This window comes from Pseudarthrobacter sp. B4EP4b (genome assembly GCF_006680095.1).
GTDB lineage: Bacteria > Actinomycetota > Actinomycetes > Actinomycetales > Micrococcaceae > Arthrobacter.
Genome location: NZ_VHIJ01000040.1, coordinates 55,279 through 77,183, shown reverse-complemented (window position 1 = coordinate 77,183; position 21,905 = coordinate 55,279). Strand labels below are relative to the sequence as shown.

The window sequence follows — 21,905 nt, the reverse complement described above, 5'->3', positions numbered from 1 at the left end:
GGAGCCAACAGGCTCCGGCTCCACACGTTTATAGGGACGAAAGGCGGCTAAGCGACTTCCGGTGGAAGCATCAGCTTCGCACCTGGGATGGCATTGAGGAGCGCCTTCGTGTAGTCCTGCTCGGGGGATTCGAAGACGTCGTCCGTCGAGCCGGTCTCCACCAGGCGTCCCTTTTCCATCACGCAGACATGGTCGGCAATCTGCCGGACCACAGCAAGGTCATGGGTGATGAAAAGGTACGTCAGCCCCAGGTTGGCCTGGAGGTCAGCCAGCAGGTTCAGTACCTGTGCCTGCACCAGCACGTCCAGGGCGGACACCGCTTCGTCACAGATGATGACTTCCGGGTCAAGGGCAAGCGCACGGGCAATGGCAACACGCTGCCGCTGGCCGCCAGAGAGTTCGTTCGGGTACCGCTGCATGGCCGATTGCGGCAGTGCCACCTGGTCCAGCAGTTCCCGGACCTTCTTCTCCCGGCTCTCTTTGTTGCCGATCTTATGGACCCGCAACGGTTCTTCGATCGTCCGGAAGATGTTGTACATCGGGTCGAGCGAACCGTAGGGGTCCTGGAAGATGGGCTGTACCCGGCGCCGGAACTTGAACAGGTCCCCGGGTTTGAGGGCTGACGTGTCCACGCCGTCGAACAGGATCCTGCCTTCGGTGGGCTTCTCCAGTTGGAGGACCATCTTGGCCACCGTCGACTTCCCGGACCCCGACTCCCCCACGATCGCCGTGGTGGTTCCCCGCTTCACATCGAAGCTGACGCCGTCCACGGCCGCGAAGTCCGATGATTTACCCAGTCCCTGCCGGAGCTTGTACACCTTGCGCAAGTCCTGGATCTGGAGGACGTTATCCGCCGCGGCGGGCTCGGCTGCCGGGGCAAGCAGGTCCGCGGCCTCCACGCCCTGTTCCCTGGCAGCCTGGATCCTTCGGCTGGCCAGGGACGGTGCGGACTCCACGAGCCTCCTGGTGTAAGGATGCTGCGGGTTTTGCAGCAGTTCCAGGGAAGGTCCTGCCTCCACCACGCGGCCCTGGTACATCACCACTACCTTGTCGGCCCGTTCGGCTGCCAGCCCCAGGTCATGGGTGATGAGCAGCACGGCGGTGCCCAGGTCGGTAGTCATCGTGTCCAGGTGATCCAGGATCTGCCGCTGCACTGTGACATCGAGTGCTGAGGTGGGCTCGTCAGCGATCAGCAGCCGGGGCTGGCAGGAGAGCCCGATAGCGATCAGGGCACGCTGCCGCATGCCGCCGGAGAACTCGTGCGGGTACTGCTTGGCACGCCGGTGGGCGTCCGGCAGACCGGCCTCGGAGAGTACCTTGGCGACGTCATCCGGACCGCTGGGCCGGCCGTTGGCGCGGAGTGTTTCGCGAACCTGGTAGCCGATCTTCCACACCGGGTTCAGGTTGGACATCGGGTCCTGCGGCACCATGCCGATGGTGTTTCCGCGCAACTCGATCATGCGCTTTTCCGGTGCATGCGCGATGTCTTCGCCGTCGAGGAGGATCTGGCCGCCCGAAACTCGGCCGTTCGAGGGAAGCAGGCCGATCGCAGCCAGCGCAGTGGTGGACTTGCCGGAGCCGGACTCCCCCACAATGGCCACGGTTTCGCCGGGCATGATGGTCAGGTGCGCATCGCGGACCGCCTGGACTTCCCCGCCGCTGGTCTTGAAGGTGATGGCGAGGTCACGGATCTCCAGCAGCGGCCTGGTTCCCGTGGTGCCTGCCTCCGCGATGCGTATTTCTGGAGTTGTCATCTCTTTGTCTCTCATCGCTGGCGGCTCTTCGGATCGAGGGCGTCACGCACGGCGTCGCCCAGCATGATGAAGCTCAGTACCGTAATGGAAAGAGCCGCGGCCGGGTACAGCATGATTTCCGGCTTGGTTCGGATCGATGCCTGTGCGCCGGCGATATCGTTACCCCAGGACATGATGCTCTGGGGCAGGCCGATCCCCAGGAAGGACAGCGTTGCTTCGGCGACAATAAAGACGCCGAGTTCCAGGGTGGCCAGGACAATAATCGGAGCGAGGGCGTTCGGCAACACATGCCGAACCAGTGCGCTGAACCTGGAGACGCCCAAAGCCTGGGCTGCCGTGACGAAGTCCGCGTTACGCACCTCAATGACGGCACCGCGGGTGATGCGGGCCATCTGCGGCCACGCCAGGAGCGAGATCACAAAGACCACGGTCCAGACGCTTTTGTTCTCGCGGAAAAAGGGCAGCTGGGTGATGACCAGCGCACCAAGAATGAGCGGCAGCGCAAAGAAGATGTCGCCCAGGCGGGCCAGCACGGCGTCGATCCAGCCACCGTAGTAGCCGGCGAGGGCACCGAAGGTGACGCCGATGACCAACACGCACAGCACCGAGAGGATACCGACGGACATTGACGCCTGGGTGCCATGAATGACCCGGGAGTAGATGTCGCAGCCCTGGAACGTGAAGCCGAAGGGGTGCCCGGCCATGGGGCCGCCCTCCGAATTGGCCAATTCACAGCCTTCATTGGGGGCAACGGACGTGAACAGGCCGGGGAACAGCGCAACCACTGCCAGGGCCAGGATGAGCAGCGCCGAGATAATGAACAGCGGACGACGGCGGAGCTTGCGCCAGGCGTCCGACCACAGGCTGAGGGGTGCCTGGTCAGTCTTGACCGCATCCGTGGCCAGCAGCGGGGTTTCCTCGATGGGGGCCACGTAGTGGCTGTTATTACTGGTCATAGCGGATCCTCGGGTCAAGCCAGGCATACAGGAGATCTACAAGCAGGTTGGCCACCACAAACACCAGCACCAGCACGCTGACGATGGAAACGATGGTGGGTCCCTCGCTGCGGAGGACTGCCTGGTACAGCTTGTTGCCCACGCCCGGAACGTTGAAGATGCCTTCGGTGACGATGGCGCCGCCCATTAGGCCGCCCAGGTTGGCGCCAAGGTAGGTCACCACGGGTATCAGCGAGTTACGCAGGATGTGGGCCAGGACCACCCGAGGGCGTGAAAGGCCCTTGGCGGTGGCAGTCCGGACATAGTCAGCGTTCATGTTTTCGCTGACCGATGTGCGGGTCAGGCGGAGCACATAGGCGAAGGACACCAGCCCCAAGACCACAGCCGGGAGCAGCAGGCTGCCCCAGTCTGCGTTGGCGCCTACTGTCGGTTTCGCCCAGCCCAGCTGCACGCCGAAGACGAGCTGGAACACAAAGCCGAGGACGAAGGTGGGAACCGCGATGACCACCAGGGACGCCACGAGAACGGTGGAGTCGAACCAGCCGCCACGGCGCAGGCCGGCGAAAACACCAAAGGCCACACCGAAAACGGCCTGGATGGCGAGTGCCTCAATCGCCAGCATGGCGGTCACGGGGAAAACGCGTGCCAGGCTTGCCGCGATGGGCTGGCCGGTGAAGTCGTTGCCGAGGTTGAAGGTGAAGAGGTTCTTCAGGAACAGCCCGTACTGGACCCAAAAGGGTTCGTTGAGGTGGTACTGGCTGCGCAGCGTGTCGATAACGGCCTGCGGAGGCTGGCGATCGCCGAACAGCGCCGCAATGGGATCGCCGGGTAAGGCGAACACCATGTAATAGACCAAAAGGGTGGTGCCGAGGAAAACAGGGATCACTTGCAGGAGTCGGCGCAGAATAAAGCGGACCACCGGATCACCAGCCTTCCGGATGGGAAGAATACAGTGTCATTGGTGCCTTCCTGCCGTTGCAAGCCAATGGGGGCCCGGCCGTAACCGGACCCCCAATCTGCCTGGCGGCAAGCTAGATCTGGGACTACTTGGCCGTGATATCGAAGTAGCGGATGCCGCCGTTCCAGCCGGTCTCGGCCTTCACAACGTTATTGCTCCACACGATCGGCCGTGCCTGATCCCAGAGCGGCAAGCCCGGAAGGTCCTCGAAGAGGACTTCCTGCGCCTGGTTGAACTTCGCGTTTGCCTCGTCAGGAGTCTTGGAGGCGAGGCCCTCCTGGAGGAGCTTGTCGAACTCGGGATTGGAGTATTTCTCGTAGTTCGACGGTGCGCCTGTTGCCCAGACAGGACCCAGGAAGTTGTACAGCGACGGGTAGTCACCCTGCCAGCCGGACCGGGTCAGGCCGGGCAGCTGCTGCGACTTGCGCAGGTTCAGGACTTCAGCAAACTTGGCGAACGGCTGGATTTCAGCCTGGATGCCGAGGTTGTTCTTGAACCCGTTGGTTACCGCATCAATCCATTCCTTGTTGCCGCCGTCAGTGTTGGAGGCAATCTGGAGCGGCTTGGAGTTGTCGTACGGCTGGATCTTTTCAGCCTGCGCCCACAGGTCCTTCGCCTTGGCGGCGTCGAACTTGAGGACCTCGCTGCCCTTAAGGCCTTCCTTGAAGCCGTCGATGACCGGCGGGGCGAATGCCTTGGCCGGCGTACGGGTCCCATTGAAGACCACCTTAGCAATTTCCTCGCGGTTGATGGCGTAGGACAGGGCCTGGCGGCGGAGCTTGCCGGCTTCGCCCTGGAAGTTCGGGTTGTAGCCCGGGATGTTCAGGGTGGAGTTCGTAGCCACGGCTTTGGTGGCGTTACGGTCCGGGAAGTCCGAAACGTAGGTCTTCAAAGCGTTAGAGGGCAGAACATCTGTAACGTCCAGGTTGTCGGACTGCAAGTCCGTGTAGGCGGGGCCCGGATCGGTGTAGAACTTGAAGGTCACGCCACCGTTCTTTGCTGCGCGCGGTCCGCTGTAGTCAGCGTTCTTCACCAGCGAGATGGACTGGTCATGAACCCACGCCCCCTCTTTTTCCATCTTGTACGGGCCGTTGCCGATCGGGTTTTCGCCGAACGCTTTCGGGTCCTTCAGCGCGGCCGACGGGAGCGGTGCGAATGCAATGTAACCGAGGCGCAGTGACCAGTCAGCCTCTGGCTGGGCCAGCTTCACCGTGATGGTGGAGTCGTCGGTGGCTGCCAAACCGGTCATGGTCTCAGCCGTGGGAGCCGGGGTGGTGGTGGTCTTGCCGTCAGCCGACTTCTCGGTGGTTACTGCCGACACCTCGGCGTACCCCTCGATGGATTCGAAGAAGAACCCGTTCTGCTGCAGGTTCTTGGAGTTTGCGGCAAAGTTCCAGGAGTCCACAAAAGTCTTGGCGGTGATGGGTTCGCCGTTGGTGAATTTGGTGCCCTGCTTGACCTTGATGGTCCAGTTCTGTGAGTCAGAAGATTCAATGGATTCGGCAAGGGAATTGACCGGCTTGCCATTCGGATCGTAGGTGCGAAGGCCCTCGAAAAGAAGTTCGACGGCGCGTGCACCGTAAACTTCACCAGTGTTTGCCGGCAGCAACGGGTTTTGTGGTTCGTTGCTGTAAGCGGTGATGACCTTGTTCGGGTCGCCGGCAGATTCGCTGGCACCGTCATTGCTGCCGCCTCCAGCGCCGCAGCCGGTCAGGGCAAGCGCGGCGATTGCCACGATGCCCAGTGCTTTGGAAGTGCGCGTAAAACGCATTCCGCCTCCTATGAGTTGTGGGAGAAACGAGGGGAATCTTTGTGCTTCCCCGCAGGCGAGACCCAGCGTTGAACTGTGACGCAACCTACATATACGAGTAGCCTAACTGCACGAAGTCCAGATACTGGTACTCCGTTGCCAAACCGTGACCGGGCCGTTCCAGGGATCTAGCCGGTAAACGGAAGTTGTGCAAGTCACATGCTACTCGCCGGTACGATTATCGGCGAATCGAAAGTGTGAAGCGCGCCACGACGGCGGCGAAAGCGGTTACGGGGTCTTCGTGAGACGCCAGTCCCAGACGTTCCACCAGACTCCGAGCGGTCCCGGGCTTGGCTTGAGGCCGGTGACGCGGGCACTGTAGGCCGTGGTGCCGACGGTCTGGTAGAGCGGCAGCCCGTAGGCGTTCTCCCACACCTGCTTGTCGATTTCGGCCAGCAGTTCGTCCTGCTTGGCAAGGTCGGTGGTGCCGGCGAGCTGTTCCATCACCTTGTCCGCTTCGCCGTCGGAAAATCCATTGAAGTTGCTGCCGGCACCGGTGCGGAAAATCTGGGGAACACGGCTGACGCCCACCCCGGTGCCGATCCAGCCGAGCAATGCAGCATCGTAGCTGCCGCCACCCAAGGCCTTCGCCCAGTCCGCGCTGCCCTGTCCGGCGTCCACCACCTGGAAGCCTGCCAGCGCTGCGGAATCGCGAATCAGGGCAAAAGCCTTGGCCCGGTTGGCGTTGTCGCGGTTGTACAGGATGCGGACGGTGGGGGTCTCGCCATCCAGGAGCGCCTTCGCTCCATCGACGTCCACGTCCGCGTAGTCGCCGGAGCCGTTGTTTTTTACGGTGTCCGCGTACTTGGGCTGTCCCGGCAGGAACACGTGTGAGTCAAGGGGCTTGGGGTCTGGCAGGAGGCCGCCGACGACCGCATCAACAATGGCCTGGCGCGGCACTGCCTTGAGGAAGGCCTTCCGGACGTCCCCGTCCGCAAAGGGTCCGGAAAAATTCAGGTCCAGATGGTCGTAGCCGGATTGGCTGTAACGGTCCACCGTGTTCCCCTGCTCGGCGAGGCCGGCGAAAAGACTGTCCGTTTCGGCCGAGGGCTGCGGCGAGATGATGTCCGCCTGGCCGTTCCGCAGGGCATCCACGGCGGCAGGCAAAGCTCCGGTAAACCGGACGTTGATCTCATCGAGCCAGGGCTCCTGGCCCCAGGTGTAGTCCCGGTTGCGGACCAGCTTCATGGACGACTCAGGGACAATGTCCCGGACGATGTAGGGCCCGCTGGAGAGGTAGACCGAGGGGTCCGCGGGCAGTGACTTGGCATCGAATCCGGAGTTCCAAAAGTCGCTGACCCGCTTCAGCGCAGTGTTGGGCGCAGGCTTCTCCACGTCTCCTCGGGGTGAATCCTTGATCAGGTCGATGAGGTCCGCCTCATCGTTCAGGCCGCTTTTTGCGGCCACCACATGGGCCGGCAGACCGACGTCGAACGCCACCTCCCAGTCCGCGTACGGCACGGAGTACTCCAGGGTCATGGAGCGTCCGTCCTCCCCGAGCTCGGGGAGGACCGTTCCTGCCAGCCCGCTGGTGTCGGAGGCGGTGGAGAAGTACGTGGTTCCTGTTCCGGCCATGGGATCGGCATCGTTGAAGTAGCCTGAACCCGCAGCCCAGGCCAGCAGGAGGTCGCCCGAATCGATCGCCTCGCCGTCGGACCATTTCACGCCCTCGTTGACGGTGTATTTGACCTTCAGGGGATTGTCGGAAACCTTCTCGAACCGCCCGAACTTTTCGTTCCGCACCACTTTGGACGCATCGTCGAGGTAGTAGAAGCCCGAGTGCGTGATCGAGCCAATCTTGGAGTTGATGTCCGTGTTGCCGTCGGCGCTGTAGGGATTAAACGACGAGAACGCGTTGACTTCGGCGACGGTGACGCTGCCGCCGCGCTTTGCCTCCCCCACCACAACGGGGGTGGTGCCTCCGCCGCCTGAGCAGCCCGAAAGCACCAGCGCAGACGCTGCCGCCGCGGTGATGAACTTCATCAGACGCCTGACCGGCATGCCGCCTCCTTGTTTTACTTTTCCCGGGCGGTCCAGCCGGAAGCGCCGGGAGTACGCCCCTGTAGTCAGGATAAGGTCCCCGGCGAACCCACCAGCAATTGAAGCGAACGTATCTTATGTACCCGCCACTATCGTGGCGAAACACCTAGACGTTGAAGCGGAATTCCACTACGTCGCCGTCGGCCATCACATATTCCTTGCCTTCGATCCTGACCTTGCCCCGCGATTTGGCCTCGGCCATGGATCCGGCTTCGATGAGGTCATCAAAAGAGACCACTTCGGCCTTGATGAATCCGCGCTGGAAGTCGCTGTGGATGACACCGGCAGCCTGGGGTGCGGTGTCGCCGCGGTGGATTGTCCAGGCGCGGGCTTCCTTGGGACCGGCGGTGAGGTAGGTCTGGAGTCCCAGGGTGTGGAAGCCGACCCTCGCCAGCTGGTCCAGCCCGGATTCGTCCTGGCCGTTCATCTCCAGCATCTCGCGGGCTTCTTCCTCGTCCAGTTCTACAAGGTCGGCCTCAAGCTTGGCATCGAGGAAGATGCAGTCAGCCGGGGCAACGAGGGCGCGCAGTTCTTCCTGCTTCTCCGGGCTGCCGAGGATTCCCTCGTCGGCATTGAAGACGTAGATAAAAGGCTTGGCCGTCAGCAGGCTGAGCTCTTTGAGGTGTTCCATCTCCAGCTTGTCGCTCTTGATGGAGGAGAAAATGGTGTCGCCGCGCTCAAGCACCTTCTGTGCGGCCAGGATGGCGTTCAGCTCTGCGGCTTCGCGCTTCTTGATTTTGACTTCTTTTTCGATCCGCGGAATGGCCTTTTCGATGGTTTGCAGGTCCGCGAGGATCAGTTCGGTGTTGATGGTCTCCATGTCCGAGCGCGGATCCACCTTGCCGTCAACGTGGATGACGTCCGGGTCATCGAAAACACGCACCACCTGGGCGATGGCTTCCGCTTCGCGGATGTTCGCCAGGAACTGGTTTCCGAGGCCTTCGCCCTCGCTGGCGCCCTTGACGATGCCGGCGATGTCCACAAAGGACACGGCTGCGGGCAGGAGGCGCTGGGAGCCAAAGAGTTCGCCGAGCTGCTGGAGCCGCGGATCCGGCAGGCTGACGACGCCTACGTTGGGCTCGATGGTGGCGAACGGGTAGTTCGCTGCCAGCACCTGATTGCGGGTCAGTGCGTTGAAGAGGGTTGATTTGCCGACGTTGGGCAGTCCGACGATGCCAATAGTAAGAGCCACGAGCATTGATTCTACCCGCAGCGGACATCCTGCCGGTTCGCCCGCGGCCGCTGGAAATGTCGCTTCGGCAAAATGTCACAGCCCCGTGCGACAGTGGGCACATGGATGCTTTCGCGTTGATTCTGGCTTTGTTCATGCTGTTACTGGGCGCCCTGGCGGGCGCTGCGGCCACCTGGTTTGCGCTGCGGAAAAGCAGCCGTGCGGTGGAGGAGGACTTCGACGCCGTCTCGTCCCGGCTTTCGGAAGTCAGCGCTCAGTTCGCGGCGGCCGACGCCGAACGGCGGCTTCTGGCGGCACAGAACCGGGAGCTGGGCGAATCGCGGTCCCAGGACGGCAGTGTGCTTCGTGCCCTTGCGCCCGTGGCGGAGAAACTGACGGCAGTGCAGCAGCAGGTGGCCCTGCTGGAGCGGGACCGGCTGGAACAGTACGGCCAGCTTGCCCAGCAATTGCAGGAAGCGCGCCTCTCGGACGAGCAGCTGATCCGGTCCACGCACGCCCTGGAATCTGCACTGCGGTCAAACAGTGCCCGTGGCCAGTGGGGCGAAGTCCAGCTGCGCCGCGTGGTGGAAGCCGCCGGAATGCTGCGCCATGTGGACTTCATCGAACAGGTCCACAGCACCGGCAATGAGTCGTCCGTGCGCCCCGACCTGGTGGTCCAGCTCCCCGGCGAAAAGCAGTTGGTGGTTGACGCCAAGGTCCCATTGTCCGCATACCTTGAGGCCCAGGAACTCGGAGCACATGATTCCAGGCCAGGCCCGTCCGGGACCGTTTCCGCCACTGGCCACCGCTCGCAGCAGATGCTCCTGGCCGCGCATGCCAAGGCTCTGCGGGCCCATGTGGACGCATTGGGCAATAAGAAGTACTGGGACATTCCCGGCAACTCGCCGGAACTGGTGATCTGCTTTATCCCGGCCGAATCCATCCTCGCGGCCGCACTGACCTCCGACGCGGAACTCCTGGATCACGCATTGTCCCGGAACGTGGTCCTGGCCTCCCCGAGCACCCTGCTGGCTGTGCTGAAATCCGTTGCCTTCACCTGGCGGCAGGACGTCCTCACGGACAGTGCACGTGAACTGTTCGATTTGGCCCGGCAGTTGTACGACCGGATGGGTACCCTGGGCGAGAACGTCACCAAGCTGGGGTCATCGCTGAAGACCTCCGTGGACCGTTACAACTCGATGGTGGGCACGCTCGAAGCCCGCGTTCTGCCCACGGCCCGCAAGCTCAACACCCTGGAGGAATCCGGCCTGGTCACACCGCCTGTTGTGGAGGTGACGCCGCGGGCAGTGGCTGCCCCGGAACTCCAAAGCGAGGACGAAGCCGCCTGAAAAGCGTCCAGTAACAGGTTCGGGCCTGGCAGCAACAGCTGCCACGCCCGAACTCCCATATTTTCTTAGCCGGGTCTCGTAGCCGGGGCTCAGCTGCCGATGTCAGCTGCGGGACTTGCGGCCGCCCAGGGCGCGGCTGACGTCGCCAGCCTGCTTCAGCGTTGCCCGGAGCTCCTTGGGCAGGGAGAAGAGGAGGTCTTCTTCGGCCGTGACCACTTCCTCCACGGTGCCGTAGCCGTAGTCTGCCAGCAACCGCAGCACGTCCTGCACCAGTACTTCGGGTACGGACGCGCCGGACGTGACGCCAACGGTGGCCACGCCTTCAAACCAGGCCTCATCAACTTCATTGGCAAAGTCAACCCGGTAGGAGGCTTTGGCTCCGTATTCGAGGGCCACCTCCACCAGCCGCACGGAGTTGGACGAGTTGGCAGAGCCCACCACGATCACCAGGTCCGCCTGCGGCGAGATCTTCTTGATGGCCACCTGCCGGTTGGTGGTGGCGTAGCAGATGTCGTCGCTGGGGGGATCCTGCAGCGTGGGAAACCGGTCCTTCAACAGGCGGACGGTTTCCATGGTCTCGTCAACACTGAGGGTGGTCTGGGAAAGCCAGATGACTTTCTCCGGGTCCCGGACCTGCACTTTATCCACTTCGTGCGGGCCGTTGATGATCTGGATATGTTCCGGAGCCTCGCCGGCCGTTCCTTCGACTTCCTCGTGGCCGTCGTGGCCGATCAGCAGGATGTCGAAATCGTCCTTGGCGAACCGGACGGCTTCCTTGTGCACCTTGGTAACCAGCGGGCAGGTGGCATCGATGGTGCGCAGGCCACGGTCTTCGGCGGACTGGACCACAGCGGGTGAGACACCGTGCGCTGAAAAAATCACCAGGGCGCCTTCGGGCACCTCATCCGTTTCGTCGACGAAGATGGCGCCCTTTTCCTCCAGGGAGCTCACCACATGGACGTTGTGCACAATCTGCTTGCGCACGTACACCGGAGGGCCGTAGTGTTCCAGGGCCTTCTCAACGGCAATGACGGCACGGTCCACGCCGGCGCAGTATCCACGAGGAGCAGCGAGCAGCACCTTCTTGGTTCCGGCCACGGGGGCTGCAGCAGCTACTTCCTCAGGAGAGCGGCGCCGACGCGGAATGGTGGGCATCGAAAGGGAAACAGCTGAGGGGGTCATTACTCCATGCTACCGGGTTGGCCGTGCCCGCTTCCGCGGTATGAACCCGGCCACAATGCCCACCACCAGCAGCACGCCGCCCGTGATTGCCGTGGCCAACGTCCAGCCCCCGAAGTCCTGGGCGGCAGCAGGAACAAACCCGTCCCTGAACATGTTCGCCACCTCGCTGCCGCTGTCCGTTGCCAGCACGGCGGCCGAGCCCAGCTGCGAGCCCACTGTCCAGGCCGCGGACAAAACCAGTGCACCCACTCCGGCACAGACGAGTACAGTCCATCGGCGGCGCGCTGCTACCAGTGCCAGAAGCAAGGCCACCACCGCTCCCCCGGCCAGCAGGTAGCCGGCAGGTGCATAGGTGCGCAACCGCTCGGTCCATTCCTTCTGCTGGGGCTGTCCCACATTAATCAGGGTCTGGTCCGGAGGGTCGAGAGGGAGCCGGGTGGTGCGCGAGATTTCTTCGGCCCCGAGCTCCACCAGCGGCGCCACATCCAGTGTGAGGGACGAGGCAGACGCCGATTCCGCTCCTGCCTGCGGTTCGGCAAAACTGAGCCGGTGGCTCCTGCGCAGCGTTTCTTCCCAGGCCGCCGGGTATCCGGGGAGACCTGTCATTGACGCGGCGGCGTCCTCAAGTGCCGGCCGGACCAGGTCGGAGAGGAAGCCGGGAACAGCACTGGTATCGATGGTTCCGACCGCCGCCGCGGCAAGGCCCTGCTGGAACTCCGACTCCCTCCCCAGCGGGGCAGCCAGTTCCACGAAGCCCTGCTCCTGGACGATGTTGCGGTCCAGCCAGATGGCAGGAACCGCCACCGCGGCAAGCAGTATGGCCAGCAGGGTGGCGAGGGCGGAAACAAAAGTGCGCACAGCAGATCCTTCGGGTCGATGGCGGTCAACCCATCCTAGGCGGGCCGGCTGGCCGGACACTGTCAGCCCCGGATGGTAGAGCTTATGGATATGGTTGAATGACCGCCGCACAACAGACGAAGGACCCCATGCCCTCAGCTCCAGCCCCGCAAGGGGGCCCGCATGTCTGAACAGGCCTCGCTTCCCGTGCCCGGTACGCAAGTGTCCGGTCCCACCACCCTTCCGGCCACCGCAGCGGAAACCAGCCCGGACAACCCCTGGCCCCTCCAGTTGCTGTCGCAGAAGCTGAAAGCCCACATCGACCGCACGCCGTCAGCCTGGGTGGAAGGGCAGGTTATTGAACTGAACCGGCGCGGCACCAACGCCTACCTCACCCTGCGCGATGTCGATGCCGAAGTTTCCCTCCCCGCTTCCGTCTGGACCAAGGTGCTGGAGCGCCAGAACCTGCCCCTGGAACGCGGGTCCAGGGTTGTGGCCCTGCTGAAGCCTGAGTTCTGGCTGAAGACCGGCCGGCTCAACATGCTGGTCCGTGATATCCGGCCGGTGGGCCTGGGTGATCTCCTGGCCAGGATCGAGCGGCTCCGCCAGGCGCTCTCCGCCGAAGGTCTTTTCGCCGACTCCCGCAAGAAGCCGCTCCCCCTGCTGCCGCACCGAATCGGTTTGATCACCGGCAGGGACTCGGATGCGAAGAAGGACATCCTCCGGAACGCCGCCCTGCGCTGGCCCGCCGTGGAATTCGAGATCCGGGAGGTGGCCGTCCAAGGCAACACTGCCGTGGCCCAGGTGATCCGTGCCCTCCGCGACCTGGACGGCCGCCCGGAAGTGGACGTTATTGTCATCGCCCGCGGCGGAGGCGCACTTGAAGACCTCCTGCCGTTCAACAGCGAGGAACTGGTCCGCGCCGTGGCTGCTGCCGCCACTCCGGTCGTGAGCGCCATCGGCCATGAAGCGGACCGGCCGCTGCTCGACGACGTCGCCGACCTTCGCGCGTCCACCCCCACGGACGCGGCCAAGCGGATCGTGCCGGAGGTTTCCGAAGAGCTGGCCGGGGTGCGCCAGGCCAGGGAACAGCTGCGCCGGTGCATGGAGCGCCTGGTGGACCGGGAAGCCGACCGCCTGGCGTCGCTGCACTCACGGCCGGTGCTGGCAACTCCCGAACGCCTGGTAACGGATCGTTCCGAAGAGATCGAACGGCTCCTCCGCAGGTCCTCCGCTGCGGTGAGTTCCACCGTGGTCCGTGCCGCGGACCAGCTGGAACACTTGAAAGCCCAGGTGCGCGCCCTCTCGCCGCAGAAAACGCTCGACCGGGGGTACGCCGTCGTCGAACTCGCCAATCCGCAGGCAGCCGGCCGCAGCAGTGCAGGGCACGCTGTGGTACGCAGACCGGCGGAGGCTCCGGCGGGAACACAGCTGTCCGTGCGTGTGGCGGAAGGCCGCTTCGGCGCGGCGTCCACGGGGACGCTTGAGTCCCTGCGAACACTTCACCAGCCCCAACCCGAAACCGGAGAACCGAATGACTGAGCCCACGCCAGGAAACGACGTCGCAGCGCTGAGCTACGAGGAAGCCCGTGAGCAGCTCATCGCTGTGGTGGGCAGGCTGGAAGCGGGAGGTGCAAGCCTGGAGGAATCCCTTGCACTCTGGGAGCGGGGCGAGGCGCTGGCCGCGCGCTGCGAGGAATGGCTGGAAGGTGCACGGAAGCGGCTGGCCGCCGCCCGCGACCAGCCAATGTAGCGCCAGCCGATGTAGCGCCAGCGGATGGAAGGCCAGCCGGCCGGTCCAAACGTCAGGACTGAAGGATCAGCTCCCGCTCGGTGTCCACGTCGAACTCCGCCTTGGGCCACTCAAGGTTCAAGCCGGACAGCGCTCCGAGCAGTAGCTGCTGGACGGCGATGCGCGCGTACCACTTCTTGTTGGCCGGGACCACATGCCAGGGTGCGTCCGGGGTGCTCGTCGCGTCGATGGCGGCCTGGTAGGCATCCATGTAGTCCTGCCAGAGGGCCCGTTCGTCGAGGTCGCCGCGGTTGTATTTCCAGTGTTTGGCGGGGTTGTCCAGCCTGGCCAGCAGCCTTGCCTTCTGCTCGTCCCCGCTGATGTGCAGCATCACCTTGACCACCTTGGTGCCCGAGTCCGTGAGCCGTGCCTCGAACTCGTTGATGGCCACGTACCTGCGTTTGATCTCATCCGGCGTCGCCCAGCCATGAACGCGGTGAATCAGGACGTCTTCATAATGGGAACGGTCAAAAACGCCCACCATACCGGCGGCCGGCACTTCCTTCTCGATGCGCCACAGGAAGTCGTAGGACTTTTCCTGGTCTGTGGGCGCCTTGAACGCCTTGAACTGCACCCCCTGCGGGTCCATCGCCGCCATGACGTGGTTGACGATCCCGCCCTTGCCCGCAGTATCCATGGCCTGCAGGATCAGCAGGATCCGCTTGCGGCCGCCGAAACGGGACTCTGCGAAAAGCTTTTCCTGCAGCTCGGTCAGCTCATCGTCCAGGTCAGCCAGGAGCGCCTTGCCGTCCTGTTTGCCGCCCCTGTAGCCGGGGGTGGAGTCCGGGTCCACGTCGGCGAGCGAAAACCCCTCCCCTGCCCGAAGGGTCTCGGAGGGGTGCTGATCGAACTGGACGACGCCGGCCATGGGGAATCCTTTCCGCGAAGGTTCACGGGTCCGAAGCGCCCGTGAACCACAGGCTAGTTCCCCTGATACCTGCTTAGGAAGTCCCCCATCCGCCCCACGGCCTCTTCAATGTCCTTGACGTTGGGCAGGGTGACCATGCGGAAGTGGTCCGGGCGCACCCAGTTGAAGGCCCGGCCGTGAGAGACGAGGATCTTCTGCTCCCGAAGGAGGTCGAGGACAAACTTCTCGTCGTCCCTGATGTGGTAGACCTCCGGGTCCAGCCGGGGGAAGAGGTAGAGGGCGCCCCTGGCCTGCTGGGTGTTGACACCCGGAATGGCGTTGAGCATGTCATAGGCCTTATTGCGCTGCTCCAGCAACCGTCCGCCGGGCAGGATCAGATCGTTGATGCTCTGGTAGCCGCCGAGCGCCGTCTGGATGGCATGCTGGGCGGGGACATTGGCACACAGGCGCATGTTTGCCAGCAGGCTGATGCCTTCCAGATAGTCTGCCGCGTCCTTTTTGGGACCGGAGATGGCCATCCAGCCGGCGCGGTAGCCGCACACCCGGTACGCCTTGGACAGGCCGCTGAAGGTGAGGCAGAGGACGTGGTCCCCGGTCAGACCGGCCAGGTTCACGTGCACGGCGTCCTCGTAGAGGATCTTTTCGTAGATTTCGTCGGCGAAGATGACCAGGCCGTGCTTCTCGGCCAAAGCCACGATCTTCCGCAGCGTCTCTTCGGGGTAAACCGCGCCGGTGGGGTTGTTCGGGTTGATGACCACAATCCCCTTGGTGCGCGGGGTGATCTTGGCTTCCATGTCCTCAAGGTCAGGCTGCCAGCCGGATTCCTCGTCACAGAGGTAATGCACGGGCTTGCCGCTGGCGAGCGCCACTGATGCCGTCCACAGCGGGTAGTCCGGCGTGGGGATGAGGACTTCGTCGCCGTCGTCGAGCAGGGCCATCAGGGACATGGTGATGAGTTCGCTCACCCCGTTGCCCAGGTAGATGTCATCGACGTGGATGTTCTGGATCCCGCGGGTCTGGTAGTACTGCGAGACGGCGGTGCGCGCGGAGAAAATGCCCCGGGAGTCGCTGTATCCCTGGGCGTGCGGGAGGTGGCGGATCATGTCCACGAGGATGGCATCCGGCGCTTCGAAGCCGAAGGGTGCGGGGTTGCCGATGTTCAGCTTGAGGATTCTGTGGCCCTCCGCCTCCATCTGCTGGGCGGCCTGGAGAATCGGTCCACGGATGTCGTAAAGGACGTTGTGAAGCTTCGTGGACTGCTTGAATTCTGCCATTCCTCAAATATGCCACAGCAGGGATGTACTTCCAGTGAGACCTCAGCCACACACGCCGGTGGCGCGTCCGGCGCAATGCGCTAGCGGCACGCGAAAAAAGAAAGTACGACGGCGGCTGCCGGACTCGCGAAGTCCGGCAGCCGCCGTCGTAGGGGCAAAAGCAGGCGTCGATTCCTACTTGACGATGCCCTTGTCCTTGAGCCAGGCTTCAGCCGCTTCCTTGGCGCCCTGTTTCTGGCTGCCGCTGACGGCCCGGTTGAGGTTGATCAGGTCATCGGTGGTGAGGATCCTGGACACCGAGTTGATCGCGTCCTTCGCCTTGTCCGTCATCTTGGCTTTGTTGTACAGCGGGACGACCTGCTGGGCGATGAAGTTGTTCTCCGGGTCCTCCAGGACCACAAGGTCGTTGTCGGCGATGGAGGGTGTGGTGGTGTAGATGTCGGCCACCTGTACCTGGTCCTCCAACAGGGCCTTCAGCGTCACCGGACCGCCGCCGTCACTGAAAGGCTCGAGCTTCTTGGGTTCGCAGTTGTAGTTCTTCTTCAGCCCGGGCAGGCCGTAGGCGCGCTCGGCGAACGTGGCGGGGGCGCCCACCACGATCTCGCTGCAGACCTTCGCCAGGTCCTCGATGGACTTCAGCTGGTACTTCTCTGCGGTCGCCTTGGTGACCACCATGGCGTCCTTGTCTTCGGCCTTGGCTGCATCAAGGACGGCCAGGCCGTCGGGCAGCTTGCCCGGCAGGGCCTTGGCGATCTCGTCAGCGGATACTTCAGTGGCTTCCTTGTCCACGTGCAGCAGCAGGTTGCCGGTGTAGTCCGGAACCACGTCCACCGAACCGTCCTGGACGGCCTTGAAGTACACCTCACGGGACCCGATGTTCGGCTTGGTGGTGGCTGTGACACCGCCGGCGTTCAATGCCCCGGCGTACAGTTCGGCGATGATCTGGCTTTCGGGGAAGTCGGCGGAACCGATCACCAGTGAGGTGGCACCCCCGGACGCAGTGCCGCTGCTGGCCGGGGCGTTGCTGAGCGGATCGGAAGATCCGCCGCAGGCGGAGAGCACCACGGCCAGGCCAACTCCGGCGGCCAGACCGCCGAATGTGCGCCTGCCAAGGCCTTGTGGTCGGCTATCTTTCATGATTTACCTCCTTGTGCCACAGCCTCCGCCAGGACGGGGTCTGTGCGATCGACCGCGGCCTGGTGGCCGCGGTGGGACTGCTGTGAGGGCCCTTGTGTCAGGACCACTCTCTGGAACAGGGACAGGACAAGGTCCACGGCGATGGCCAGGACGGCGATGAGCAGTGAGCCTCCCAGCATCCGCGGGAAGTCGCTGAGGACCAGTCCGTCGAACAGATAGCGGCCCAGGCCACCCAGGTTGATGTACGCCACCACGGAAACGGTGGCGATAACCTGCAGCACGCCGGTCCGGAACCCGCCGAACATCACCGTCAGCGCGTTGGGCAGTTCAGCCCGGAACAGGACCTGCAGTTCGGTCATCCCCATGGCACGGGCAGCATCCACCACGTTGCGGTCCACGCTGGAAATCCCGGCGTAGGTGCCGGCCAGGAGCGGCGGTACGGTGAGGATCACCAGCGCCCAGATGGGCGGCATCAGCCCAATTCCGGCCAGCAGCACAAACAGTGTCAGCAAGCCGAGCGTGGGCAGGGCACGCAGGGCGCCGGCGATGGCGACGACGGCCACCCTGCCCCTGCCGGTATGGCCCACATACAGGCCCACCGGAAGGGCGATGGCCGAGGCGATCAGCATCACGAGTCCCGTGTACTGCAGGTGTTCGCCCAGCCGTGCGGGAATGCCGGCGCTGCCGGTCCAATGCAGGGGGTCCGCCAGCCAGGCGAAGGTATCCGTGAAGACGTTGCTCACGCGTTTCCCCCTCCGGTCTTTGGCTCGGCCAACAGCCAGGCTGCGTCAGTTGCGTCCGGCGCCAGCGGCTGCCGGTGGCCCAGCTTCCCGGCCCGCTCCCACGGGGTGAGGATCCGTTCGAGCAGGACCAGGATGGCGTCCATGAGCAGCGCCAGGACCAGGATGGCAATAATGCCCACCACCACTTCGGTCACAAAGTCCCGCTGCAGGCCATCGGTGAAGAGCATGCCCAGATTTCCCACGCCCAGCAGGGCCGCCACGCTGACCAAGGAGATGTTGCTGACCGACACCACCCGGAGCCCGGCGAACATGACGGGGAGGGACAGCGGCAGGTCCACCTGCAGGAACCGGGCCAGGGGTTTGTAGCCCATGGCGACGGCGGCCTGGCTGACGTCCTGGTCTACGGAGTCGAAGGCGTCCAGGGCTGCGCGGACAAGAAGCGCCACGGCGTAAATGGTCAGGGCCACCACCACATTGAGGGGATCAAGGATCCGGGTGCCAAGGATGGTGGGCAGGATGATAAAAAGGGCCAGCGAAGGAATGGTGTAGAGCAGCGAGGAGGCCGTGAGCACCACCGAGCGGAGCACCTGGTGGCGGCGCGCCAGCTGCGCCAGCGGAATGGAAATCGCCAGCCCCAGGACCATAGGCACCAGGGCGAGCACCATATGCTGGCCGGCCCGTTCCAGGACCATGCCGCTGTTTGCCAGGAACCAGTCCATCAGAGCGCTGCCTGCCGGACCTGGCGCGCCTCTTCGATGAGGGCCAGGACTTCACCGCCCCTGACGACGCCGAGCACCCTGCCTTCAGGATCTACCGCAACACCCAGGCCCGACGGCGAGGACAGGGCCGCGTCCAGCGCGCGCCGCAGGCTCTCGCCCGGCTTGAAAAGCGACCCGCCGGGAATGATTCCCGTTCCGGATCCCGGGCCGGTCCACCCCAGCGGACGCCCAGCCTGATCCACCACCAGCTGCCAGCCGCGGCCGGGCTCGGATTCAAATGCGCCACCCGGCGAGCGGACCACCGTGGGCACCTGGTGCACCGCCACGCCGTCGGACGCTGTGAATCCAAGGTGCCGGAAGCCCCGGTCCCGTCCCACGAAGGAGGCCACGAAATCGTTCGCCGGAGCCCGCAGGATCTCCTCGGCCGTGGCGTATTGCGCCAGCTTTCCGCCGGTGGCAAAGACAGCCACCTTGTCTCCCAGGACAGTGGCCTCATCGATGTCGTGGGTGACAAAAACGATGGTTTTGGCCAGGTCCTTTTGCAGCCGCAGGAGTTCCTGCTGCAGTTCGTCCCGGACCACCGGATCCACCGCGCTGAACGGTTCATCCATCAGCAGGACCGGCGGATCGGCAGCCAGGGCGCGGGCCACGCCCACGCGCTGCTGCTGGCCGCCCGAAAGCTGCGAGGGGTAGCGCTTGCCCAGGGAGCTGGCCAGCCCAACGACGTCGAGCAGTTCTTCCGCGCGCTTGCGTGCCTCCGACTTGGAGACACCGTTGAGCCTGGGCACCGTGGCGATGTTGTCCAGCACCGAACGGTGCGGCAGGAGGCCGGAGGACTGCATCACGTATCCCATGGAGCGGCGCAGTTCGGGCGCCGGAACGGAGGTGACGTCCTTGCCGCCAACGGTGATAACACCCGAGGTGGGTTCGACCATGCGGTTGATCATGCGCAGCGAGGTGGTTTTCCCGCAGCCGGACGGCCCCACAAACACGGTGATGGAACCCGGGCTGATGGACATAGTGAGCTGGTCCACGGCCGGCTGCCCGCCCTGGTACTGCTTGGTGACGCTCTGAAACTCGATCATGGCCTGGTCCATGGTGCGGACTTACCTGTTCTGTTGGACGGCTTCGAAAAAGCAACGCAAATTTGTCACAGCACGCTGATAGTTACGGTAGCCCAAACCGGACCGGCGAACACCTGCATCGCACCCCATTTCCGGCAAAGGAATCCCTACTGTAATCATTCGGGGCCGCAGCACCGGCGGATGGGCGGCCACTTGGATGACGCCGCTTCCGGGTGAGGGCCAGGCGTACCGCCGGATGGCCGCCCGGCTTAGAGTGGGGACGTGACCAATTTGGAAGTATCCCCCCAGCAGGAAGTCTGCCCGCCGGCGAGCCCGGAAGGGAGTTCCGGCCCGTGCTTGCAGCTATGGCCGGAGCGCGAAGTGCCGCTGGGCGGCGTGCGGGCCATGAATGTGCAGCGGACGCTTCCCCAGCGCGGCCTGCCCACCATCGGGGCATGGTGTTTCCTGGACAGTTTCGGCCCCGACCGCACCGCCATGTCCGTGCTCCCGCACCCGCACATCGGGCTGCAAACGGTGACGTGGCCGCTCGCCGGCACCATCCGGCACCGGGACAGCGTGGGCAGCGACGTGGTGGTCCGTCCGGGTGAGCTGAACATCATGACAGCGGGCCATGGGGTGTCGCATTCGGAATTCGCCGTCCTTCCGTCCGACGGCGTGCTGCCGGTGCAGCGCGGCCTCCAGCTGTGGGTGGCCCTTCCTGATGAGCAGCGGCATCGGCAGCCGGCGTTTGAGCAGCACCGGGACCTTCCTGCCCTGGCCGGTGAGGGTTTTACCGCCACCGTGATGGTGGGGGAACTGGGCGGGGTGGTTTCCCCTGCCACCATGTATTCACCCATTGTCGGAGCTGAGGTTTCCTGCGCGGGCAGCGCCGTGCTTCCGCTGAATGAGCATTTTGAGCACGGCATCCTGGTGCTCGACGGCGGCCTGGCGGTGGACGGGCAGGACATCCCGCCGGGACCGCTGGGCTACCTGGGCATCGGGCGCCGGGAACTCAGGATTGAGGCGGCACCGGACACCCGTTTCCTCCTGATCGGCGGCGAGCCCTTACAAGAGGAGCTGCTCATGTGGTGGAACTTTGTGGGCCGCACGCACGAGGAAGTGGAGCAGGCCCGGGATGAGTGGGAAGCCCAGGCCGCCATGTCCAACGGCAAGGCAGCGGCAGCACGCTACGGGCTGGTCCCGGGACATGGCCCCGATGCCGGCGCCGAGGCAGGCCGGATCCCGGCTCCGCCCCTGCCCGCCGTCCGGCTCACTCCGCGCAAGCGCGCGGTGTAGAGTCCGTCAGGCCATTTCCGCCAGCAGCTGCGTCACGCCGAACACCGGGTCCTGGTCCAGGATCCGGACATCGGTCACGCCGGCCTCGGCAAGGTGCCGCCGGAAGGCCTCCTGCAGGGGCACCACGTTCATCCCCAGTCCGCTGCCCAGGATCACCGGGCCCTGGATGCCCAGCTGCTGCAGCACCTGCAGCGCCAGGGCGGCGAGGTCCTTACCCGCCTGGTCCAGCATCTCCTGGCTTGCGGCGTGGCCGGCGGCCGCCGCTTCAACCACGGACCGGGCCTGCTGCGCCCAGAACCGCCGGCCTGTGTCCGGGGAGTGGAACAGCGCAATCAGCTTGTTGGGATGGTCCACACCGCAGGACTGAAGCAGGGCGGCCGTGAGCTGGTCCACCGGAAGGCCCTGGTTCATCCGCCGCAGGCTGTGCCGCACCGCCTCGCGCCCCAGCCAGTAACCGCTGCCCTCATCCCCCAGAAGGTAACCCCAGCCGCCTGCCCTGGCCTCGCCGCCGTCGGCATTCCTGCCCCACGCCGCCGAGCCCGTCCCGGCAATCACGGCCACTCCGGTGCTGGCGTGGCCGGCGGCGAGCAGCAGCCGCGAATCGTGTACCACCGTAATCTGTGCTCCGGGCACGTGCGGTTCAATGAGCGCTGCGAGGGCCGCGGCGTCTTCCTCGGTATCAATACCGCCCGACCCGGCGTACACATGGGAGACATCGCCGCTGCCGATCCGCGCGAACAGGCTGGCAAGATTCTGCGCCGCCTCATCACGGGTGACGTTCTGCACGTTCGAACTGCCGGCGGACTCGTCCATTACCGGGACGCCGTCCTCGAACCGGACACCCCGGGTCTTTGTCCCGCCGATGTCCAGGCCGATCACCACACCACCTGGCGCATTAAGTGGAGGAGATGACGGTTGGGCAGGCAGGGCGTTGGGGTTTTCGGTGTTGGTCACG

19 protein-coding genes are annotated in these 21,905 nt (G+C 64.4%); 4 read left to right on the top strand and 15 right to left on the bottom strand.

All coding sequences use genetic code 11. The features are described from left to right. Positions 1-47: 47 nt before the first annotated feature. From FNL14_RS15340 to ychF, 6 genes are all read right to left on the bottom strand, one after another. Positions 48-1,754 (bottom strand): ABC transporter ATP-binding protein, encoded by a 1,707-nt coding sequence (locus FNL14_RS15340; RefSeq protein ID WP_142061549.1) that lies wholly within the window; start codon positions 1,752-1,754, stop codon positions 48-50. An 11-nt stretch (positions 1,755-1,765) separates the two neighbouring features. After that, a complete protein-coding gene (locus FNL14_RS15335) occupies positions 1,766-2,710 on the bottom strand; it encodes an ABC transporter permease (RefSeq protein WP_091415317.1) in 945 nt (314 codons plus the stop codon). After that, positions 2,700-3,629: an ABC transporter permease gene (locus FNL14_RS15330; protein ID WP_091415314.1), complete on the bottom strand. Its 930-nt coding sequence runs from the start codon at positions 3,627-3,629 to the stop codon at positions 2,700-2,702. The genes FNL14_RS15335 and FNL14_RS15330 overlap by 11 nt, the downstream gene beginning before the upstream one ends. A gap of 124 nt (positions 3,630-3,753) precedes the next feature. Then, the gene (locus tag FNL14_RS15325; RefSeq protein ID WP_091415311.1) at positions 3,754-5,439 is read right to left on the bottom strand and encodes an ABC transporter substrate-binding protein; all 1,686 of its coding nucleotides are present in this window, start codon (positions 5,437-5,439) and stop codon (positions 3,754-3,756) included. Positions 5,440-5,706: 267 nt separating this feature from the next. Next, complete coding sequence (locus FNL14_RS15320) at positions 5,707-7,479, bottom strand: ABC transporter family substrate-binding protein (RefSeq protein ID WP_142061500.1); 1,773 nt, start codon at positions 7,477-7,479, stop codon at positions 5,707-5,709. 145 nt (positions 7,480-7,624) lie between these two features. Continuing rightward, on the bottom strand, positions 7,625-8,710 hold the full coding sequence (gene ychF, locus FNL14_RS15315; protein WP_091415997.1) for a redox-regulated ATPase YchF: 1,086 nt from the start codon (positions 8,708-8,710) through the stop codon (positions 7,625-7,627). Between the two features lie 101 nt (positions 8,711-8,811). Between ychF and FNL14_RS15310 the strand changes: the two genes are divergently transcribed. Further along, entirely contained in the window at positions 8,812-10,038 is a 1,227-nt protein-coding gene (locus FNL14_RS15310) for a DNA recombination protein RmuC (RefSeq protein WP_142061497.1), read from the top strand. A gap of 102 nt (positions 10,039-10,140) precedes the next feature. Here the strand turns inward: FNL14_RS15310 and FNL14_RS15305 are convergent, their stop codons facing one another. Both FNL14_RS15305 and FNL14_RS15300 read right to left on the bottom strand, forming a co-directional pair. After that, positions 10,141-11,220 carry a 4-hydroxy-3-methylbut-2-enyl diphosphate reductase gene (locus tag FNL14_RS15305; RefSeq protein ID WP_142061494.1) on the bottom strand — a complete coding sequence of 360 codons (1,080 nt, stop codon included), beginning with the start codon at positions 11,218-11,220 and terminating at the stop codon, positions 10,141-10,143. Between the two features lie 9 nt (positions 11,221-11,229). Beyond that, on the bottom strand, positions 11,230-12,078 hold the full coding sequence (locus FNL14_RS15300; protein WP_142061491.1) for a hypothetical protein: 849 nt from the start codon (positions 12,076-12,078) through the stop codon (positions 11,230-11,232). A gap of 162 nt (positions 12,079-12,240) precedes the next feature. On the opposite strand from FNL14_RS15300, the gene xseA reads away from it, so the two are divergent. Next, the gene (gene xseA, locus FNL14_RS15295; protein ID WP_142061488.1) at positions 12,241-13,599 is read left to right on the top strand and encodes an exodeoxyribonuclease VII large subunit; all 1,359 of its coding nucleotides are present in this window, start codon (positions 12,241-12,243) and stop codon (positions 13,597-13,599) included. Next, entirely contained in the window at positions 13,592-13,810 is a 219-nt protein-coding gene (locus FNL14_RS15290) for an exodeoxyribonuclease VII small subunit (RefSeq protein WP_091415297.1), read from the top strand. The genes xseA and FNL14_RS15290 overlap by 8 nt, the downstream gene beginning before the upstream one ends. 52 nt (positions 13,811-13,862) lie before the next feature. Here the strand turns inward: FNL14_RS15290 and FNL14_RS15285 are convergent, their stop codons facing one another. From FNL14_RS15285 to FNL14_RS15260, 6 genes are all read right to left on the bottom strand, one after another. Further along, positions 13,863-14,717, bottom strand: coding sequence for a polyphosphate kinase 2 family protein (locus FNL14_RS15285; protein ID WP_091415295.1), 855 nt, complete (start codon positions 14,715-14,717; stop codon positions 13,863-13,865). A 53-nt stretch (positions 14,718-14,770) separates the two neighbouring features. After that, positions 14,771-15,991, bottom strand: a complete 1,221-nt coding sequence (locus tag FNL14_RS15280) for a pyridoxal phosphate-dependent aminotransferase (protein WP_142061485.1) — start codon at positions 15,989-15,991, stop codon at positions 14,771-14,773. Between the two features lie 174 nt (positions 15,992-16,165). Continuing rightward, positions 16,166-17,128 carry an ABC transporter substrate-binding protein gene (locus tag FNL14_RS15275; RefSeq protein ID WP_142061482.1) on the bottom strand — a complete coding sequence of 321 codons (963 nt, stop codon included), beginning with the start codon at positions 17,126-17,128 and terminating at the stop codon, positions 16,166-16,168. Continuing rightward, positions 17,125-17,871: an ABC transporter permease gene (locus tag FNL14_RS15270; RefSeq protein WP_142061479.1), complete on the bottom strand. Its 747-nt coding sequence runs from the start codon at positions 17,869-17,871 to the stop codon at positions 17,125-17,127. Before FNL14_RS15270 ends, FNL14_RS15275 begins: the two co-directional genes overlap by 4 nt. Beyond that, on the bottom strand, positions 17,868-18,590 hold the full coding sequence (locus FNL14_RS15265; RefSeq protein WP_142061476.1) for an ABC transporter permease: 723 nt from the start codon (positions 18,588-18,590) through the stop codon (positions 17,868-17,870). The genes FNL14_RS15270 and FNL14_RS15265 overlap by 4 nt, the downstream gene beginning before the upstream one ends. Further along, positions 18,590-19,687: an ABC transporter ATP-binding protein gene (locus tag FNL14_RS15260; RefSeq protein WP_142061473.1), complete on the bottom strand. Its 1,098-nt coding sequence runs from the start codon at positions 19,685-19,687 to the stop codon at positions 18,590-18,592. Before FNL14_RS15260 ends, FNL14_RS15265 begins: the two co-directional genes overlap by 1 nt. A gap of 249 nt (positions 19,688-19,936) precedes the next feature. Here FNL14_RS15260 and FNL14_RS15255 point away from each other — a divergent pair, with 249 nt between their 5' ends. Then, entirely contained in the window at positions 19,937-20,950 is a 1,014-nt protein-coding gene (locus tag FNL14_RS15255; RefSeq protein ID WP_142061470.1) for a pirin family protein, read from the top strand. 6 nt (positions 20,951-20,956) lie between these two features. On the opposite strand, the gene FNL14_RS15250 is transcribed toward FNL14_RS15255, so the two are convergent. Next, positions 20,957-21,904, bottom strand: coding sequence for a BadF/BadG/BcrA/BcrD ATPase family protein (locus FNL14_RS15250; protein ID WP_142061467.1), 948 nt, complete (start codon positions 21,902-21,904; stop codon positions 20,957-20,959). Between the last annotated feature and the right edge of the window lies 1 nt (position 21,905).